This is a genomic window from Pseudovibrio sp. JE062, assembly GCF_000156235.1.
In the GTDB taxonomy this organism is placed as follows: domain Bacteria; phylum Pseudomonadota; class Alphaproteobacteria; order Rhizobiales; family Stappiaceae; genus Pseudovibrio.
Genome location: NZ_DS996806.1, coordinates 380,796 through 398,369, shown reverse-complemented (window position 1 = coordinate 398,369; position 17,574 = coordinate 380,796). Strand labels below are relative to the sequence as shown.

10 protein-coding genes are annotated in these 17,574 nt (G+C 54.7%); 6 read left to right on the top strand and 4 right to left on the bottom strand.

Going from position 1 to position 17,574, the window contains the following annotated elements; all coding sequences use genetic code 11:
- The first annotated feature begins 601 nt into the window (after positions 1-601).
- The 4 genes from PJE062_RS06150 (at position 602) to PJE062_RS06135 (ending at position 10,715) form a co-directional block, all read left to right on the top strand.
- Complete coding sequence (locus tag PJE062_RS06150; RefSeq protein WP_008548165.1) at positions 602-7,738, top strand: hypothetical protein; 7,137 nt, start codon at positions 602-604, stop codon at positions 7,736-7,738.
- A gap of 284 nt (positions 7,739-8,022) precedes the next feature.
- Positions 8,023-9,009, top strand: a complete 987-nt coding sequence (locus PJE062_RS06145; RefSeq protein ID WP_208982189.1) for a DUF5671 domain-containing protein — start codon at positions 8,023-8,025, stop codon at positions 9,007-9,009.
- Positions 9,010-9,374: 365 nt separating this feature from the next.
- Complete coding sequence (locus tag PJE062_RS06140) at positions 9,375-10,316, top strand: 3-hydroxyacyl-CoA dehydrogenase family protein (protein ID WP_008547481.1); 942 nt, start codon at positions 9,375-9,377, stop codon at positions 10,314-10,316.
- A 90-nt stretch (positions 10,317-10,406) separates the two neighbouring features.
- Positions 10,407-10,715, top strand: a complete 309-nt coding sequence (locus tag PJE062_RS06135; protein WP_037036179.1) for a cupin domain-containing protein — start codon at positions 10,407-10,409, stop codon at positions 10,713-10,715.
- A 6-nt stretch (positions 10,716-10,721) separates the two neighbouring features.
- On the opposite strand, the gene PJE062_RS06130 is transcribed toward PJE062_RS06135, so the two are convergent.
- Genes PJE062_RS06130 through PJE062_RS06115 form a run of 4 tightly spaced genes read right to left on the bottom strand, consistent with a single transcriptional unit; the run spans position 10,722 to position 15,434 of the window.
- Entirely contained in the window at positions 10,722-11,507 is a 786-nt protein-coding gene (locus PJE062_RS06130) for an ABC-type transport auxiliary lipoprotein family protein (protein ID WP_008547855.1), read from the bottom strand.
- Between the two features lie 10 nt (positions 11,508-11,517).
- Complete coding sequence (locus PJE062_RS06125; RefSeq protein WP_008547824.1) at positions 11,518-13,455, bottom strand: MlaD family protein; 1,938 nt, start codon at positions 13,453-13,455, stop codon at positions 11,518-11,520.
- Positions 13,456-13,464: 9 nt separating this feature from the next.
- Complete coding sequence (locus PJE062_RS06120; protein ID WP_008547435.1) at positions 13,465-14,256, bottom strand: ABC transporter ATP-binding protein; 792 nt, start codon at positions 14,254-14,256, stop codon at positions 13,465-13,467.
- A gap of 29 nt (positions 14,257-14,285) precedes the next feature.
- Positions 14,286-15,434 carry an ABC transporter permease gene (locus PJE062_RS06115; RefSeq protein WP_008547818.1) on the bottom strand — a complete coding sequence of 383 codons (1,149 nt, stop codon included), beginning with the start codon at positions 15,432-15,434 and terminating at the stop codon, positions 14,286-14,288.
- Positions 15,435-15,542: 108 nt separating this feature from the next.
- Here PJE062_RS06115 and dgcN point away from each other — a divergent pair, with 108 nt between their 5' ends.
- Together dgcN and dgcA are read left to right on the top strand one after the other, a co-directional pair.
- Positions 15,543-16,556: an N-acetyltransferase DgcN gene (gene dgcN, locus PJE062_RS06110; protein WP_037036175.1), complete on the top strand. Its 1,014-nt coding sequence runs from the start codon at positions 15,543-15,545 to the stop codon at positions 16,554-16,556.
- Complete coding sequence (gene dgcA / locus PJE062_RS06105; protein ID WP_008547587.1) at positions 16,553-17,536, top strand: N-acetyl-D-Glu racemase DgcA; 984 nt, start codon at positions 16,553-16,555, stop codon at positions 17,534-17,536. Before dgcN ends, dgcA begins: the two co-directional genes overlap by 4 nt.
- Positions 17,537-17,574 lie beyond the last annotated feature (38 nt).

Genomic DNA, 17,574 nt, shown 5'->3' with positions numbered 1-17,574 from the left:
AATCGGGCTTCAATGGGTTGGAAAACCAAGGCTCCGCCCACCCTGCCGCAACACACGCCCGCACAGTTGCAGCTGGCACTTGTCGACCGCTCTCATCAAACAGTGGCAACTTTCCACCTGCTTCGTTAAGACCTCGCCTTAACCATTTGAGTTGTGTAGGACTCGGCCGATTGGGACCTTTAGAACTGACTGGAGAATTTTCGCGATTAGCCATAGTGAGTTCCCCCCAAAAATGCTGCCTGTGACTTATCGTAGGGCACCTAAAAATCCCGGCAACTTCTGTTGTACAGTCCACCGGATTGTGCCATTAGGTTAAGGGTAGCTGCAAGGTGGGGAAATCTAAATCTTAATGCACCGTTAACATTAACGGTCCGCTTTGATTCTGAAAACTCCCTGTTTTTGGCCCTAGAAGTTCGGCGGTGCTCTCAATTCAGAGCTGTCGGATTGTATGGGGCCAAACCCATTGTTGTCTGAAATGCGTTTCTGTTTGGGAGGAGCGCTTTTCGCGTAAGGCAGACACCTTGTGGTGACGGCGCCGGCACAAAAGGCGAAATGATGTGCTGACGACCGGCAAGTAGAGAGTACGGACGCGAGGCGAGATATGGCGAACACCCCGAAGGCGAAAGCTCCATCGGAAGTGGCTCTGTCAGCGGTAGAAGAAGCCCTTCAGGCTGATTTTGGCGCTCCACAGGAGTCAATGTTATCCAGCGAACAGGAAAGCACGAGTGCGGACACACCGCAGATGTCGGCTAGCCCTGCAAAGGAGGCTGCAACCACTGCGCCTTCCACTGATAAAAAACTGGCTCAGCTTGTAGAAGAAAATCAGGCACCGAGACAGGTTCGCAAGCGTGGCCGTGGTGGCCGCCCGCCAACAGCAAGCAACGATGATCGCCAGTCCATTGGCTCTTTGATGTTCGCTCTGCAGCGCAAGCCGTCTGCAGCTCCGTTCTGGTTCGCATTTGCAGTCTCCGTTGTCTGGGCCAGCCTCGGCCTTGCAATGTCCTGGGGCGCATTTGCTGAGCAGCTCGAAAAATCATCTTCATTCGCAGGCGTATTCGAAAACCCGACACTGGTTCTCGTTTCCGTCTTTATTGTTGTTCCAATCGCTTTTGTTTGGGTCATGGCCCTCATGTTCTGGCGCGCGCAGGAAATGCGCAACGTCGCACGGGGCATGACAGAAGTTGCGCTTCGTCTGGCTGAGCCGGAAGATGTTGCAAAAGAAAGCATCCTCAACGTTGGTCAGGCGATCCGCCGCGAAGCCGCTGCCATGGGCGACGGTATCGAACGCGCAATTGCCCGTGCCAGTGAGCTGGAAGTTCTCATCCATAAGGAAGTGTCTTCCCTTGAGAACTCATATAATGACAACGAACTGAAAATTCGCCGTTTGGTGGAAGAACTCGTCAGCCAGCGTGAAGCCATTCAGGCCAATGCAGAACTGGTGCGTGAAACCATCTCCGGCTCCCACGAAAACCTTGCTTCACAGCTCGCAAACACTTCAGAGGATTTCGCCTCCTCCGTTGATCGCGCCCGGGAACGCCTCACCGGTTCGATCGACTCTATGCTTGAGCAGATGAACAGCAAGCTGGAAACCCGCGTCTCAGAAGTCACCGACAGCTTCACGGAAGCCGGAAGCGAAATGGTCTCCTCGCTGACCATCCGTTCCGACGATTACGTTGAGCGTCTTACATCAACTGGCTCCGAACTGGTTGAAACTCTTTCTGAAACCGGTTCCAAGCTCTCTGAAACACTTCATGAGCGTGGCTCTTCTATTAATGAAGAGTTCTCCTCAACTGCGAACTCCTTCATCGACAACCTCACCGAGCGCGGTTCTGATCTGAACAGCCGCCTCTCTGAGACATCTGAGGAACTTGTCAATAATCTGGCAAGCCGCAGCGATGAAATCACCGCAACCCTGTCCACCACTGGTACCGAGATCGTTGAAGGCCTCTCTGCGCGCGGCAACGAAATCAGCGACTTGCTGGCAGAACGCGGCGACGCACTGAACGCAACACTCGGCGCAGCTGGCGCAGAACTGTCTGCAACCATCACTGACCAGACAGAAGCTATGAAAGGCGTTCTGCAGGCGCAGGGTACTGAACTGACCGCATCCATCGAAGAGACCGTCTCTTCTGTGACTGCCCAGTTCGTAGGTGCAAGTTCCGATCTGACCGAAACTCTGGTCACCACATCCGGCGAAGTTGTCGGCCAGATCAGCGCTGCAAACACAGAGCTGAACTCCACACTGACCAACGGTCTGTCCGAGTTCACCACCAGCGTTTCCGAAACCAGCTCCGAGCTGGCACAGACACTGGTCATCACCACATCTACTGTCAGCGAGCAGCTTACAGAAGCGAATGCGACCCTCACAGAAACCCTCAATGTTTCTGTACAGTCCATCAGCTCCGCAGCAGAAGGCGCAAGCTCTCAGGTCAGCGCCGTTCTTTCCAACGGCGTAACCGAGCTGACCACAAGCGTAACAAGCGCAAGCACCGAGCTTTCCGAAGCCCTGGCAGCAACCACTTCTACTGTTACAGACCAGATCAACAGCGCAAATGATACTCTGACCGAAACAATGAACCTTGGCGTTGTTTCCATCAACCAGAGCGTCGAAACCGCAGGTTCTGAGCTGACAACTACACTTCTCACCGCTTCCAACGAAGTCACCGAGAAGATCACAACAGCAAACGACAACCTGACCGAGACCCTGAAGGGCAGCGTCGACACCATCACCCGTACAGTTGATGGCGTCAGCGGCGAACTCTCCCAGTCTCTGGACAGCGGCGTTGAGCTTCTTTCTCAGACTGTCACCAATAGCACCGCTGCCATTGCAGAAACAATGGAAAGCGGCGTAACCAATCTTAACGAGAGCGTTTACGGTGCGTCTGCTCAGCTGACAGAAACTCTGGACGCTAGCGCATCCAACTTCACAGCTTCTGTTTCTGGCGCAACCGCCAACATCACAGACGCTCTGGAAGACGGTGTTTCCAGCCTCAGCAGAACTGTTTCTGGTGCAAAAGAGCAGATCTCCGAGACGCTAGACGGTGGCGTTGTTACGCTCAGCGAAACAGTCAATGCAACAGGCTCCCAGATCTCCACTGTCATGGACAGCGGCGTTGGCAGCCTGACAGATGCCGTCAAGACTGCAAACACCATCATGTCCGAAACTCTGGACGCTGGTGTTGGCAGCCTCAACGAAACTGTCGGTTCTGCAAGCTCCCAGATCTCCACGATCATGGACACTGGCGTCAGCAGCCTGAACGAGACCGTCAACACGGCCAACACTCAGCTGACCGATACGCTGAACCTGACAGTCACAACGGTTTCCGATCAGTTCGGCAGCGCAAACGCACAGCTGCATGAGACTCTGGAAACATCCATTTCCGGCATCACCGAGCACTTCTCCTCCGCAAGCACTCGCCTCTCCGACGAGATCCTTACACGCGGCGAAGAGATCAATGCCAACCTGTCTCTTACAAGTGGCCGCCTGATCGACACAATCACTGGCCGCACCGAAGAGATGATGGGCGTTGTCGACGAACGTGTGACCAACCTGGACACTGCCCTGCGCGCAACCGGCGAACAGGCAGCAGAAGGCATTGCAAACCGTGGTCGCGAGATCAACGAAGCAATCGCTGTTCAGTGCACCGACTTCATCGACACCCTGTCCAACCGCTCCACTGAGGTTTCCGAAGTGCTGCGCGGTGCAGGTGAAAGCATCATTGCTGACCTCTCCCTGCGTGGTGGCGACATCGCAACCCGTCTGGATGAGACTGCAAACACACTCGGCACCACCATCACTGTCAGCGGCGGCGAGCTGGCTGATCGTCTTGGTAACGTCAGCACTCAGATCTACGAAAGCATCACCATCAACGGTGCTGAGCTGGATCAGCGTCTGGCAGAGCGTGGCGCAGAAGTGGCTGACACCATCAGCAAGCAGACTTCCGCCTTCAAGACCGCTCTTGAAAGCACAACATCCGACATCACCGGCGCACTTGGCCTGCGCACTGAGGAACTGGCTGACAAACTGGCTGACACCGGTACACAGCTGGCGTACCTCATCGGTTCTCGTGGTGAGCGCGTAACGGCTGATCTGACCGAAATCGGCGATCGCATTACCGAAACCCTCGACATCCGTGGCCGCGCCCTCAACGACGGTCTGGCAAGCAAGCTGGCAGAACTGGAGCAGGTTGTTACCGAAAGCGGTTCCGATCTCGTCCAGTCCATCGACCTGCGCAGCCAGAACATCGGTGCATCCTTCGACAGCCGCATCGAGTCCCTCGACGCGAAACTGGAAGAACGCACCTCTACCTTCGAGCAGAGCTTCGATACCCGCGCAGCAGCCCTGACTGAGACCATCGAAAGCCGCACCACCAAGCTGGCCGACGCTGTAGAACAGGGCACCGGCATCATCGCAAGCACTCTGGAAGAGAAAACCCAGTCCATCTCCAAGATCCTCGAAGATCGCACCGACATCATCGCGGTCAACCTTTCCGAGCGTGTGGAGCAAGTTGGCGTTTCCCTCTCCAACCGTGCAGAGAAGATCGGCGAAATCCTCGCTCAACGTTCCGAAGCAATCGAAGAAACCATCTCCAACAGCCTGTCCACCTTCGACCAGGCTGTGGGCGACAAGGTCGAGGCAGCTGCAACAGTCATTACTGACCGCGCAGAGCATCTCTCCGAGTCCCTGTCCTCCGGTACTGAGCGCATTGATCAGGCTCTGGACGCACGTGCGAAGCAGATCTCCGAAACTCTGGTTTCCCGCACCCGTGAGATTGCAAAAGCATTCCACGACGGTCAGACAGAGATCAACGAAGCACTCGACAGCCGTCTGGAAGAAGCTGGCAGCATCATCGTTCAGCAGTCCAAGAACCTCACCGACGCTCTCTCCGAGCAGGTGGCAGAGATCAACGTCTCTCTCGGTTCCAAGGTCTTCGAAGTTGCAGAAACCCTCGACAGCCGCTCCAAAGCTCTCGAAACGATCCTCACCGATCGCCTCGAAGCTATCACAACCACAATGGGCGACGAGAGCGAGAAGGCAGCAACCACGCTTACGACAGCAATGGCAGAGGCTACCTCTTCCCTTGGCTCCGAAAGCACCCGTGTTCGCGACCTCATCCTCGATGTCGTTGGTCAGGCATCCGATCGCCTTGCTCAGGAACGCGACCTCACAACCGAGAAGGTTGTCAGCTCCGTAGAGCAGCTTTCCGGTACCCTGAGCAAAGAAGGCGAGCGTCTGCAGGAAATCGTTTCCAACTCCATCGGCGAAGCCCGCAATTCTCTGGAAGGCGAAGGCGAGAAAGCAGCAGCAGCTGTTTCCGATGCGATGGCAAACGTCCGCGGTACGCTTACCAAGGAAGGTGACGAGGTCGCACAGCGCGTTCTTGCAACCGTGGCACAGGCAGCAAATGCACTGGCCGTGGAAAGCGAAAACGCCCGCGCCATGTACACCGCAACTCTTGCCGAGATGTCTGGCGCCCTCACCGGCGAAAGCGACAAGGTCCGTGGCGACCTGTCCCAGACCATCGAGCTGGTTACTGGCCGCCTCTCCGCAGAAAGCGAGCGCTCCAAGACGATCCTCGCAGAATCTGCAGAAGACGTCCGCAAGCTTCTGGCAGGCGAAACCGACGAAGTTCGTGCCCGCGTCTTCACCACCATCGAAGAAGCAGCTGGCACGCTGTCCACCCGCGTCAAGTCCGTGGCAGACGAGCTGCTGGTTAAAGCTGAAAACCTCAACGATGCCTTCGGCAGCCGCTCTTCCGAGCTCTCCGAGATCATTGGCAAGGATGGCAGCGAACTTATCCTTGCTATCGAGAACCGGGCCCACGACCTCACCACACGCGTCAACGAAGTTCAGAACGCAATTCTGGATGCAGTGACCGTGAAGGGCCGTGAAGTCTCCGACCGCTTCGCACAGAACGGTCTGCAGGCAACCCGTGAGCTGGTTGAAGCTGGTGAGAAGATCGTTACCGCAATCGACGAGCGCAGCACCATCGCAACCACCCGTATGGATGACAGCCGCGAGCGCATGCAGGCCGACATGAACGTCCTGCTCAACGCAGTCTCCACGAAGGGTCAGGAAGTTGCGGACACCGTGACCCGTCAGGGTGCAGTGGCAACCGAGGCGCTGACACAAACCATCGACGGCATCGGCAACACCATCGAAGATCGCACCCGCATGGCTGTGAACGTGATGACAGGCACCAAAGAGCGTCTTGAAACAGACGTCTCCGAAATCCTGACACGCCTGAACGCATCCAACGGCAGCCTTCGTCAGATCCTTGCTTCTGCAAGCGAGAACCTGTCTGAAGTTGAAACCAACCTGGCAAACCGTGCAGGTGAGTTCAGAACCGCGATCGATCGTGCAGTCACCGAAACCGAAGCTGCAAACGCCACCATCGAGGCGCAGGTCGGTCAGCTCCGCAACACAACACACACTGTGCTTGCAGACGCTGCGAAGATCGCAGGCCGCATGGAAGACCAGAACCAGCTTCTCGGTCAGGCGATTGCAGATCTGGAAGCAACCAACACCCACGTGGACAGCCGCTTCTCCGATCGTCGCATGGCAATCGAGATGGTCGCAGACACCCTGATCAAGAAAACTCAGGATGTCGAAGTGCTCATGGCGAACTACACCAACACCCTTGGTGACACGCTTGAAGTTGCTGACGATAAGGCGCGTGAAGTTTCCGGCATGCTCCGCGCTGCTGCTGAAGCGGCTACCAAGTCTGTGACTGAGCAGTTCGAAAGCATGCGCATGACCGCTGGCATGGAAGGTCAGAAGGCACGTGACGCAGTTCGCGCGGCCCATGACGAAATCCTCCATGACATGAAGTCCACCGTCACCGAGGCATCTGAGCGCTTCACCGACGCAACAGCGCGTATGCGCGATGTGGCCCGCTCTGTTCATCAGGAACTGGAAGCAACCCGCTCTGAACTCAACGCAGGTATTCTGGCTCTGCCGGATGAAGCAGAAGCATCCACTTCCGCTCTGCGCCGCATCGTGAGTGAACAGGTCAAGGCACTGGAGGAACTCTCCGGCATCGTGTCTCGCCAGTCCTCTCAGTTCGATGTGTCCACGCCAGCTGAGCCAGCACGCGCAGTCAACGCTGCTCCTGCAGCTGTGGCAGCAGCCGGCCAGTATGCAGCAGCTGAAGCACCAACCCTGCAGCAGGTTGCGGCAACCGGTGCAAAGCCTGCACGTATGTCCCCGTCTCCACGCCGCATGGAAGCCCCTGCCCCGCGCGCTAAGCGTCCGCAGGCAACGCCGGCAGCAGTACAACAGGGAAACGGCACATCCAAGGGCTGGATCAGCGACCTGCTCCGCCGCGCTTCCGACGATGAAGACGGCATGGGCGGACACGCACACGACACAGCAAACGCACGCACCCCGCAGCACATGGTTGAATCTCTCAACTCCCTGAGCATGGATATTGCTCGTGCAGTTGACCATGAAACCTTTGTGGACCTGTGGGAGCGTTACAAGCGCGGTGAGCGCGACGTCTTCACCCGTCGCCTGTACACCCTGCAAGGTCAGCAGACCTTCGACGAGATCCGCCAGAAGTACGGTCGTGATCCTGAATTCCGCAGCGCTGTAGAGCGTTACATTCAGGACTTCGAGCAGCTTCTGTCTCAGGTCTCCAGAAGCGACAGCGACAATCAGCTCGGTCAGACCTACCTGACCTCTGATACCGGCAAGGTCTACACCATGCTCGCTCACGCCAGCGGCCGCTTCGACTAAGCTGCAGTAAAGCGCTAGAAATCAAAAAAGGCTCCTGAAACTCTCAGGAGCCTTTTTTGTTGGGCCGGTCGCATAAGTTATTGCATCTCCGCTGTGAACTATCGGAGCCAGCAACAAGTTTAGGCTCGGAAAACCTTGAACAGCATGAAAAGACATGCACATGTAAAATGAGAAGGCGTATTACCCAGACAAAATTGAAAATTCCAAACTCAGGCACACGCCTACTTTACTATTGATTTTCAAAGGATTTTCAGATGCAGATCCCCGCCTCACTCTCCGAGTTCGTGCGTGATGCGCTAAACAAGGGCTTCTCTAAGGATGACATCCGTACAAGCCTGAGCCCGTCAGACTGGACTGCTATTGAAATAGATACAGCTCTGAAAAGCTGGTCCTACGATGAAACGATTGGGGCAGTTCCTCAACCACAGCGCTCTACTTCAGCATGGGATGCAGTCTTCTACGCGCTTCTCTTCGCAGCCTTTGGGATGGTCATTGGCAACACTTTGATTTTGCTGCTTGGGCTGATTACTCTCTGGATACCAGAGGTTGGCGATAGTTTCTCCCGCAGTGGCCTACGCAGCCTTCGCTGGTCTATGGCTGCATTGATTATTTTTACTCCAGTTTTCCTCTGGCTTCATCTCAAAGATGAGCGTGACAGCAGCACAAATCCAGCAAGCAAATATAGCAGTGTCAGACGCTGGCTCACCGCCATTGCGATTTTTGCAGCTGCAATGACACTACTCTGCGATGCTATTTATCTGATCTACCGTTTCCTTGATGGAGATCTGACAGCCCGCTTTATTGCTAAATCTTGTGCAGTCGCACTCCTATCACTCGTAGTCATCCAGTACTTTCATCAGGGTCGACAACTTCAGGAAAATATCAGCAGACTAGGCTGCTTATTTGCAACTTGGATACCAAGTGGACTGGCAGCACTTGTACTGGCCTCATCATTCTGGACCGTTGGCGGTCCAATGCATGGACAATTAGAACGCAGAGATCAACTACGTATCTCTGATATCAATCTGCTTCAAAAGGGTATCACGTTTTGCAAGGCCACCCGCAATAAAGACCTTCCAGAAGAGTTAGATCCTATGAGCTGCGCACGTAATCCTCAATTGCTCACTGGATATGCATCTCAAATCACTTACAAAAAGCTTTCCGCTAAGCAGTTCCAGCTTTGTATCGAGGTTGAAGCACCAGAACGTCTACGCACATACAATGCAGAACTCAAAGGCAACCTGTACTGCGTCACTGATAAGATTAGATGATTAAAGCCCGCGAATGTGAGAGCAACAACAAAGCAGTTTAGGCAGTACGGAGGTAACTTCTGCTGTCTTTACCGTTCTACCGATCACATCACCATCTTTTTGACCTGTAAGGTGGAAATCGCTCTGCAAGCAAGCCTTAGAAATCTAAAAAGGTTCCTGAAACTCTCAGGAGCCTTTTTTGCTGGCAGTGTTGTTTGCCTTCAACTTTGCTATTCGGAGAGCTCCTCGTAACCTTCCTCCAAATTGCCAAATTGACCCAGAAAACAACATCATAGTAGTTCTGCTTACCTGCACTGGTGTACCGGGCAATCTCCGCACCAGACTGAGCAGCTCATTCAATTCGGGCAACAACAGGAAAAGCTGACATGAAGTACCCAAACATTGCAATTCTCGGGGCCGGAACAATTGGAATGAGCTGGGCAGCGCTGTTTGCAGCCACGGGCCGGCAGGTCACCGTTTACGATCCTTCCCCGGAAACGGAAGATCGGGTCATCACTCTGGTAAAGAACGCTTCAGAAACGCTCGCAGCCCTTGGATGGGAGCATGCAGGCGATACAACTAAGCTGAAGTTTACGAATGATCCGGTAGCAGCTGTGTCAGATGCTGACTTCATTCAGGAGAGCGTTCCAGAGCGTCTTGAGATCAAACACGGGCTCTATCAGCAAATTGAACCGCACCTGAAACCAGAGGTCATCATAGGCAGCTCAACTTCGGGCCTAAAGCTCTCCGATATGCAGGCAGGGTTTAACAATCCAGCGCGCTTTATCCTCGCCCACCCCTTCAACCCACCACACCTCATTCCATTGGTGGAACTGATGGACAACGAGAAGACAGATGCAGACGTGCTCCAGTCAGCAAAAGACTTCTACGAGAGCATCGGCAAAGTTTGCGTCCGTCTCAACAAAGAAGTCCCCGGACATATCGCAAACCGCCTGCAAGCCGCAATCTGGCGTGAGACCATCCATCTAGCAATGGAAGGTGTTGCCAGCGTTGAGGATATCGACAAAGCTGTCGCGTACGGCCCGGGCCTCCGTTGGGCAGCCATGGGGCCAAACACACTCTTGCATCTGGGCGGAGGGGAAGGCGGTATCCGTTCCTTCTGCGATCACCTCGGCGGCCCCTTCCAAAGCTGGTGGGACGACCTCGGCACCCCGCGGATCACGCCAGAAGTAGTCGATACACTCGAAGATGGCGTGAAAGCCTCATTGGACAACACCACCATGCAGGACCTTGCCAAACGGCGGGATGATCTGGTTCTGCAGTTTGTTCTCTCCGGGCAAACCAAGACAGAAAAAAGCCCCGCATAGCCAGCTGACATCCAGCCAGCCACGCGCTGGCTCTATGCTCTGCACCACTGCATTCCTAACATGAGCACACGCACAACAAAGGAGAGTGCAATGTGCTCATCAACCGGTTCGGCCAAGCCCACAGTTCTGATTGAGAATGACCGTGTCAGAGTGACTGAATGGCGATTTAAGCAGCGCGGAGACAACACCGGCTGGCATCGCCATGCCTACGACTACATCGTCGTTCCGCTCTTTACCGGGACGTTAGAGATCGATCTGGGAGATGAAAAAAGAATGGAAGCCGCCATGCAAAACGGCATCCCTTATTTCAGAGAGACTGGCGTTGAGCACGACGTCATTAACGCCAACACCTTCGAGTGCGCATTCGTAGAAATCGAACTGCTGGAAGCCCGAGGCTAATCCCGCTTAATTGCCCGCCGCCTCAGCCATCGCTGGAGCGACAGCAGCGACCTGTCTGTTGCCAGCAGTTTCTTGAGTGTTCAGCTCTGCACGTTTGGCAGCAGCCTTGGAGCGCGGAATGCGGCCAACGGTGTTGACGGACCAGCTGGCAATCTGAGAAAGCACATTATCTGAGGCCGCATTTAGCGCCGGAATGGCATCCGTGACAGTATCACCCGTTGTCGGAACACTTGCCGCAAACACGCGCATGCCGATGGAGCGCCCGTCACGATCATCCACGATGCGAGCAGCCACTTCCACATAAGCCTTGTCACCACCGTCTACCTGAAGCTCAAAAGCCCGTAGAGTGGTTTGCAGCTGGTAGTCGATCAGCAAACCCTGCCCCGGTTGGGAAACACCACGCAGCTTGCCAGTGTTCTCCAGCGTCTCAACAAGCTTAGCCTGGAAGACGCGTGGCAGCGTGTCAGTCCACGCCACTTTCGGGAAGTACGAGTAAATCGGACCGCCGCCCTGTGTCACCGCAATATTGCTCGTATCCAGCGCCTGCAAAGCAACCGGCGTTGCAACAAGCACCTGATAGTCGGAAGCTCTTACTTTAACGGGAACATCGCGCGGCGCAGTCAAACCATACAGGGCTTCAGGGCCACTTGCCCCACACCCTGCCAGACCACCCAACAGAACGGCACCAACAACCAATTTTTTAAGTGTCGAACCGAACACGCCGAGCTCCAGCTTACTGCCATTGGCAACCCGTGGGTTTTCGAGTCGCTTCCCTATAGTTTTGTCAAACATTTCCAAAAACTCAACGCCGCTGCGCCCCATTAAATACAGGTGTGTCCGATCCGCCAAAAATCACACGATTTGGGTTGCGGTCAAAATTATTCACGGCCCGTCGAATTTCAATAAGTGTCTGGTTTAACTGCTGCATTGCCGCAGTAAAGTCCTGTCCGCCTTGCTGGCTCAATTTCAACAGGGCCAGCGAAATTGGCTCTGCCCGCTTAGCAAAAGCGTCTGCAACCTTGCGAATGGAAGCTGCTGCATCAGTCGCTTCCTTGATGAAGCCCTGCCCATCAGCAGAAACCATGCCGTCCACTTTCTCCAAAATGGTGTTCACACGCACAGAAGCCGCATTCAGATTTGTGGCAATGCTCTTCGCCTGATCAATCACCTTATCAACGTCAGGAACCTTCTTCTTCAGCTCCGTAGTCATGTCGTTGACGGACTTGGCAGCATTGCCGATCTCATCAATCGCCTTGGAAAGCTCAGGTGTCTTTTCAGCCAGCGTCGTCGCAACTTTGTCCGCTGAAGCCACAATGTTGGAGACCTTGGCCGGATCAATCGCTTCCACAATACCGTTGGTGTTGGAGATCAGCGTATTGGCGTTATCCATGGTCTCACTCAGCTGATCAGACGCCGCACTCAGGTTGGTTCCAACCTCGCGCGCAGAAACAATCACGCTGTCGATCTCCTTATTGCGCCCGGCAATGGTGTTGCTCACCTCACGAATGTTGGCCGTTGCAGCACCCGCATCATCAATAGCTTTTGCAATCACCTGATCCTTGTCGGAAAGTGTCTTGGTCACCTTCTCAACAGAGGTCACAATACTGCTGACCTGATCAGACTTCACCATGCTCAAAATGCGGTTGGCGTTTTGAGTGGTCAGTACAATCTCGTTGGAAGCTGTCTCTGCATTCTTCACGATGCGATCAATCGCTTCCTTGTTCTTGGTCAGCTCAACAGTCAGCTCACGCGCATTCTCAGCAACAACAGAAGCAGAGGACAGCATGGTGTTAATGTCCCCACGGCGCTCCGTCAGCACACCGCCCAGATCCGAGGCGCCTTTCAAAATACGCCCAACTTCTTCAGGCTTGACCGCAGCAATCACCTTCTCCAGCTGCTCAAGCTCATCATTCAGCTCTGTGGTGAAGTTCACCAGCTGATCAGAAGCCAGCTTGCCATTGGCGATGATCTCCCCAACACCATCTGTAGAAGCTGACAGCTTGTTGGTCATGCTCTCTACATTGGTGACGATCTGACCCAGCTTGTCTGGCGGTACATTCGCCAGCAGGTCATCTCCGCGATCCACCAGATTGCCAATCTTGCCGGAAAGCCCGGTCAGCGCCTTACTGGTCTCAGTCACGCCGGAAAGGAAGTCATCCACGCCCTTGGCATTGTTGGCCAGCGCCTGCGTGAAGACCTCAACGTTCTGAATGGTTTTCTGCACGTCCGGTTGGGCGTTCATCACCAGCTCATCAATATGCGTCAGCGTGGAATCCGCCTTGCGCATGATGTCTTTGGCCCCTTCCAGCAAATCCTCAAACTGAGACCTTCGGGCATACATCACCGGAACAGTATCAGTCGCTTTGGAAAACAGCGGTGGAGACTCCGAAGACCCGCCGGATAGATCCACATAGGCAACGCCCGTCAGGCCGGTAAACCCAAGAGAAGCAACCGTGTCGCGGCGCAGCGGAGCATTGGCATCAACACGCACAGTCGCCACAACAAGCTTCGGATTTTCAGCATCATACGTGAGCGCACTCACGTCGCCGATTTTGATACCGTTAAACAGCACCTGACCACCAATCGGCAGGCCCGTCACAGCACCGGGAAAGATAATCTTGATGTCACGACGGCTCGAGCGATCACCCGCGCTCAAGAGCCAGAACGTAAACAGAAAGGCGATGCCAACAACAGTTAGAACGAATGCACCGATAGCGATATTATTTGCGCGGGTTTCCATGCATCCTCCTCACACCCGATTGAGGGCACGCGCCCCACGGAAATAGGACTTAACCCAAGGGTGCTCCACCTGCATCATATCCTCAATGGTTCCTTCAACCAAAACCCTGCGTTCACCCAGCACGGCAATACGATCACAAATACTATGAAGACTATCCAGATCATGGGTGACCATGTAAACCGTAAGTCCCAGAGTTTCTTTCAGTTTTACAATAAGATCATCAAAATCAGCCGCCCCGATCGGATCCAGTCCGGAAGTGGGCTCATCTAAAAACAAAAGATCAGGATCCAGCGACAGCGATCGTGCCAGCGCAGCCCTTTTGATCATACCGCCGGAAAGCTCGGAAGGCAGCTTATCTGCCGCATCCAGAGGCAACCCGACCATCTCAATCTTCAGCAGTGCCAGCTCATCACGCAGCCGCGGAGAAAGCTTCAGATGCTCGCGCATCGGCACCTGCACGTTCTGCTTCACCGTCAGCGAGGAAAACAACGCCCCTTGCTGAAACAGCACACCCCAGCGCTGCTCAATTTCACGGCGCATAGAATCCGTGGCTTCATCAAAGTCCTGCCCAAACACTTCAATTGTACCGGAACGCCTCCGTGTCAGCCCCAGCACAGCACGCATGAGCACGGACTTGCCCATGCCTGATGCACCAACAAAGCCAAGCACTTCGCCGCGGTACACATCAAGGTTCAGGTTCTCCAGAATAAGCTTATTGCCAAAGCCAACGGTAATATCCCGAACCCGAAGCAGCACTTCCCGATCATCAGCAGCTTGGTGACCCGAGCCTGATCCGTTCATCGGCCCTGTTTGCCCTTGTCCCATACTGGTTAAAACCCGATAGACGCGAAGAACACAGCAAAAACTCCATCCACCACGATGACCATAAAAATAGATTTCACAACAGAAACAGTCGTATGACGCCCAAGCGACTCCGATGAGCCCTCAACCTTCATACCTTCCATGCACGCAATAAGCCCGATGATCAGCGCCATAAACGGCGCCTTCACAATGCCGACCATCAGTGTATCAACAGTAACAGCAGCCTGCAGTTGTGCAATAAAGGAATGAGGCACAATGCCCAGATACCACCAGCAAGTCAGCCCAGCCCCGAACAAAGCCGCGATATTCGCCAGAAACACGAGGATCGGTAGGGCAATCATCAACGCCACCAGACGCGGCAGGATCAGAACTTCTGTCACCCGCAAGCCAGTCACCTGAAGCGCATCAATCTCTTCCTGCATCTTCATGGATCCCAGCTCAGCCGTGTAAGCAGAACCAGACCGGCCAGCGACCATAATGGCGGTCAGAATGACGCCGATCTCACGCAGCACCAGAATACCGGAGAGATCCACCACGAAGATCTCGGCCCCAAACTGCTTCAGATAAAACCCGCCCTGCTGCGCGATGATGCCGCCAATCAGAAAACTCATCAGGCATACAATCGGCACTGCGCCCATACAGGAACGCTGAAACTGCACGCCGATGGAGATAGGCCGCAACCGGCTTGGATGGGTCGCAGCAGCTGTAATCGTTGCCGTCAGGCTGCCAAGCATGGCCAGAATATCGCGCGTATCACGCCCCAGCTGGCGAGTCGCTTCGCCTACGGCTTCGAGGTAATTGAGGAAAGAGTTACCAGAGTGTTCTTCGGTTGGATTGTCAACTTCTTGCCGGTCAACCTCTTTCAGCAGGATGTCGAAACGCTCGTCTTCATAGAGAAACTTGACCTCCCGGCCCTGCTCCGCTTGCTCCATCTGGAACCGCTGCAGCAACCAGGCACCAGCGGTGTCGAGAAAACTAACCGCCTTTAAATCCACGCAAATTACAGAGTGAGTGAGAGACGCCGCCACCTGATTGATGAGATTTTCGCAAGTGGCCCCTTGCCGGATGCCCCAGGCACCGGAAGCCGTAAGCAAAAGTAACGCCCCGTCTTCAGCAGTTACCAGGTCCGGCGCATCAAATTTATCACTCAGCTTCATCTCGGGACCCTGCGCCCTATAATCCAAAAATCCTATTGATCCTATACAGGTTTCTGTAGTGTGTCGTCTAGTAATCCTCATTCAGCCACAAGTACAACGGATAAAATAATGTCTATTTCTAAGCCATATCTATTATTTCTTGGGGACGTAAAAGACGAGCTCGCAGCAAAAACTGCGCATGGCGTACTTGATTGGCGACCGGAGTGGTGTCTGGGTCAAATTACACTTCCCGGCTGCAAAGCCCACACCAGCCTTCCCGAAATGAGCCTGACAGAAGCATCTGAAGCAGGCGCCAAAACCATGGTGATCGGCTGCGTAAATGCAGGCGGTGTTCTACCCGACCACTGGATCACCACCATCGTTGATGCGCTCAACAATGGCCTCGACATTGCAGCAGGCCTGCATATCCAACTCGGCAGCATTCCAGCGATTGCCGAAGCCGCTGCAAAGAACAACCGCAAACTCCATGATCTGCGCTTCACCGACCTCACCTTCCCAACTGGCAAAGGCGAGAAGCGATCTGGCAAACGTCTGCTAACTGTTGGCACAGACTGTTCTGTTGGCAAAAAATACAGTGCAATCGCTCTGCAACGTGGCCTGGCAGAACGCAAAATCAGCTCAGACTTCTGCGCCACCGGCCAGACTGGCATCCTCATCGCCGAGCGCGGCATTGCCATCGACTCCGTTATTTCAGACTTCATCTCTGGCGCAGCGGAATACATCAGCCCAGCAACCAAAGACGACCACTGGGATGTGATCGAGGGTCAGGGCTCCCTGTTGCACCCATCCTTTGCAGGCGTCTCGTTGGGCCTGCTCCACGGCTCCCAGCCAGATGCCTTTGTGGTTTGCCATGAGCCAACCCGCTCCACCATGCGCGGCGTCTCAACACCAATTCCATCCATTCAGGAAATCATCGACCTGAACGTACAGTTTGGCCGCCTGACAAACCCGGACATCAGATGTGTCGGCCTTGCCATCAACACCATGATGCTTTCTGAGAATCATGCAAAAAACCTGATTGAAGAGCTGAGTGAAGAGCATAAACTGCCCGCAACTGATCCTGTCCGCTTCGGGACCGATCCAATCATTGATCATATTTGCGCGGAGTTTAAACTGGTTTGACCTGTCGCCTATCTATTGAAGCTGAAACATTCCCAATTGCGGGAAGCTTTACCATTGCCCGCGGTTCCCGAACCGAGGTGAACGTTGTCACCGCAAGCCTCACACAGGATGGCCTCACCGGACGTGGCGAGTGCGTGCCTTATCCCCGTTATGGCGAGAGCGTTGAAAGCGTCACCGCACAGATCGAAGCCGCCCGCGCTGCCATTGAAGCTGGCGTCTCCATCGAAGAGCTGCAAAGCCTCATCCCGGCAGGCGCTGCCCGCAACGCAGTGGATTGCGCCCTTTGGGATCTGACGGCCAAACGCCAGAACACCACCGTGGCAGAGCTGGCCGGCATCAAGTCCCAGCGCATTCTGGAAACCGCCTACACCATCTCCGTTGGCACACCTGAGAAGATGGCAGAGGATGCAGCCAAAGCGGCAAGCCGCCCCCTCCTCAAAGTCAAACTTGCAGGCGATGGCGATGTGGAACGCATCGCCGCCGTTAGACAGGCAGCCCCAAACAGCAAACTCATTGTCGACGCCAACGAAGGCTGGTCGGAAAGCAATCTGGAAGCCAACATCAAAGCCTGTCAGCAAGCAGGCGTCGGTCTGGTCGAGCAGCCTTTGCCAGCAGGCAAAGATGGCATTCTGGCCGAGGTAGAACACCTCATCCCGATCTGCGCAGATGAAAGCCTGCACACCTCAGCGGATCTGGAGAGCCTCCGCAACCGCTACTCAGCCATCAACATCAAGATCGACAAGACCGGCGGCCTCACTGAAGGCCTGAAGCTGCTGCGTAAAGCAGAAGAGATGGACTACGTCATCATGGTCGGCTGCATGCTCGCCACGTCTCTGGCCATGGCACCCGCCATGCTGCTGGCGCAAAACGCTGACTTTGTAGATCTGGATGGACCACTGCTGCTCGCTAAGGACCGCGACCATGCGATCCGCTTTGAAGGCAGCCTGATGCACCCTTCCTCCCCGCAGCTCTGGGGTTAAGATCAAGAAAAAGGCGGCTCTCTCAGAGGCCGCCTTTT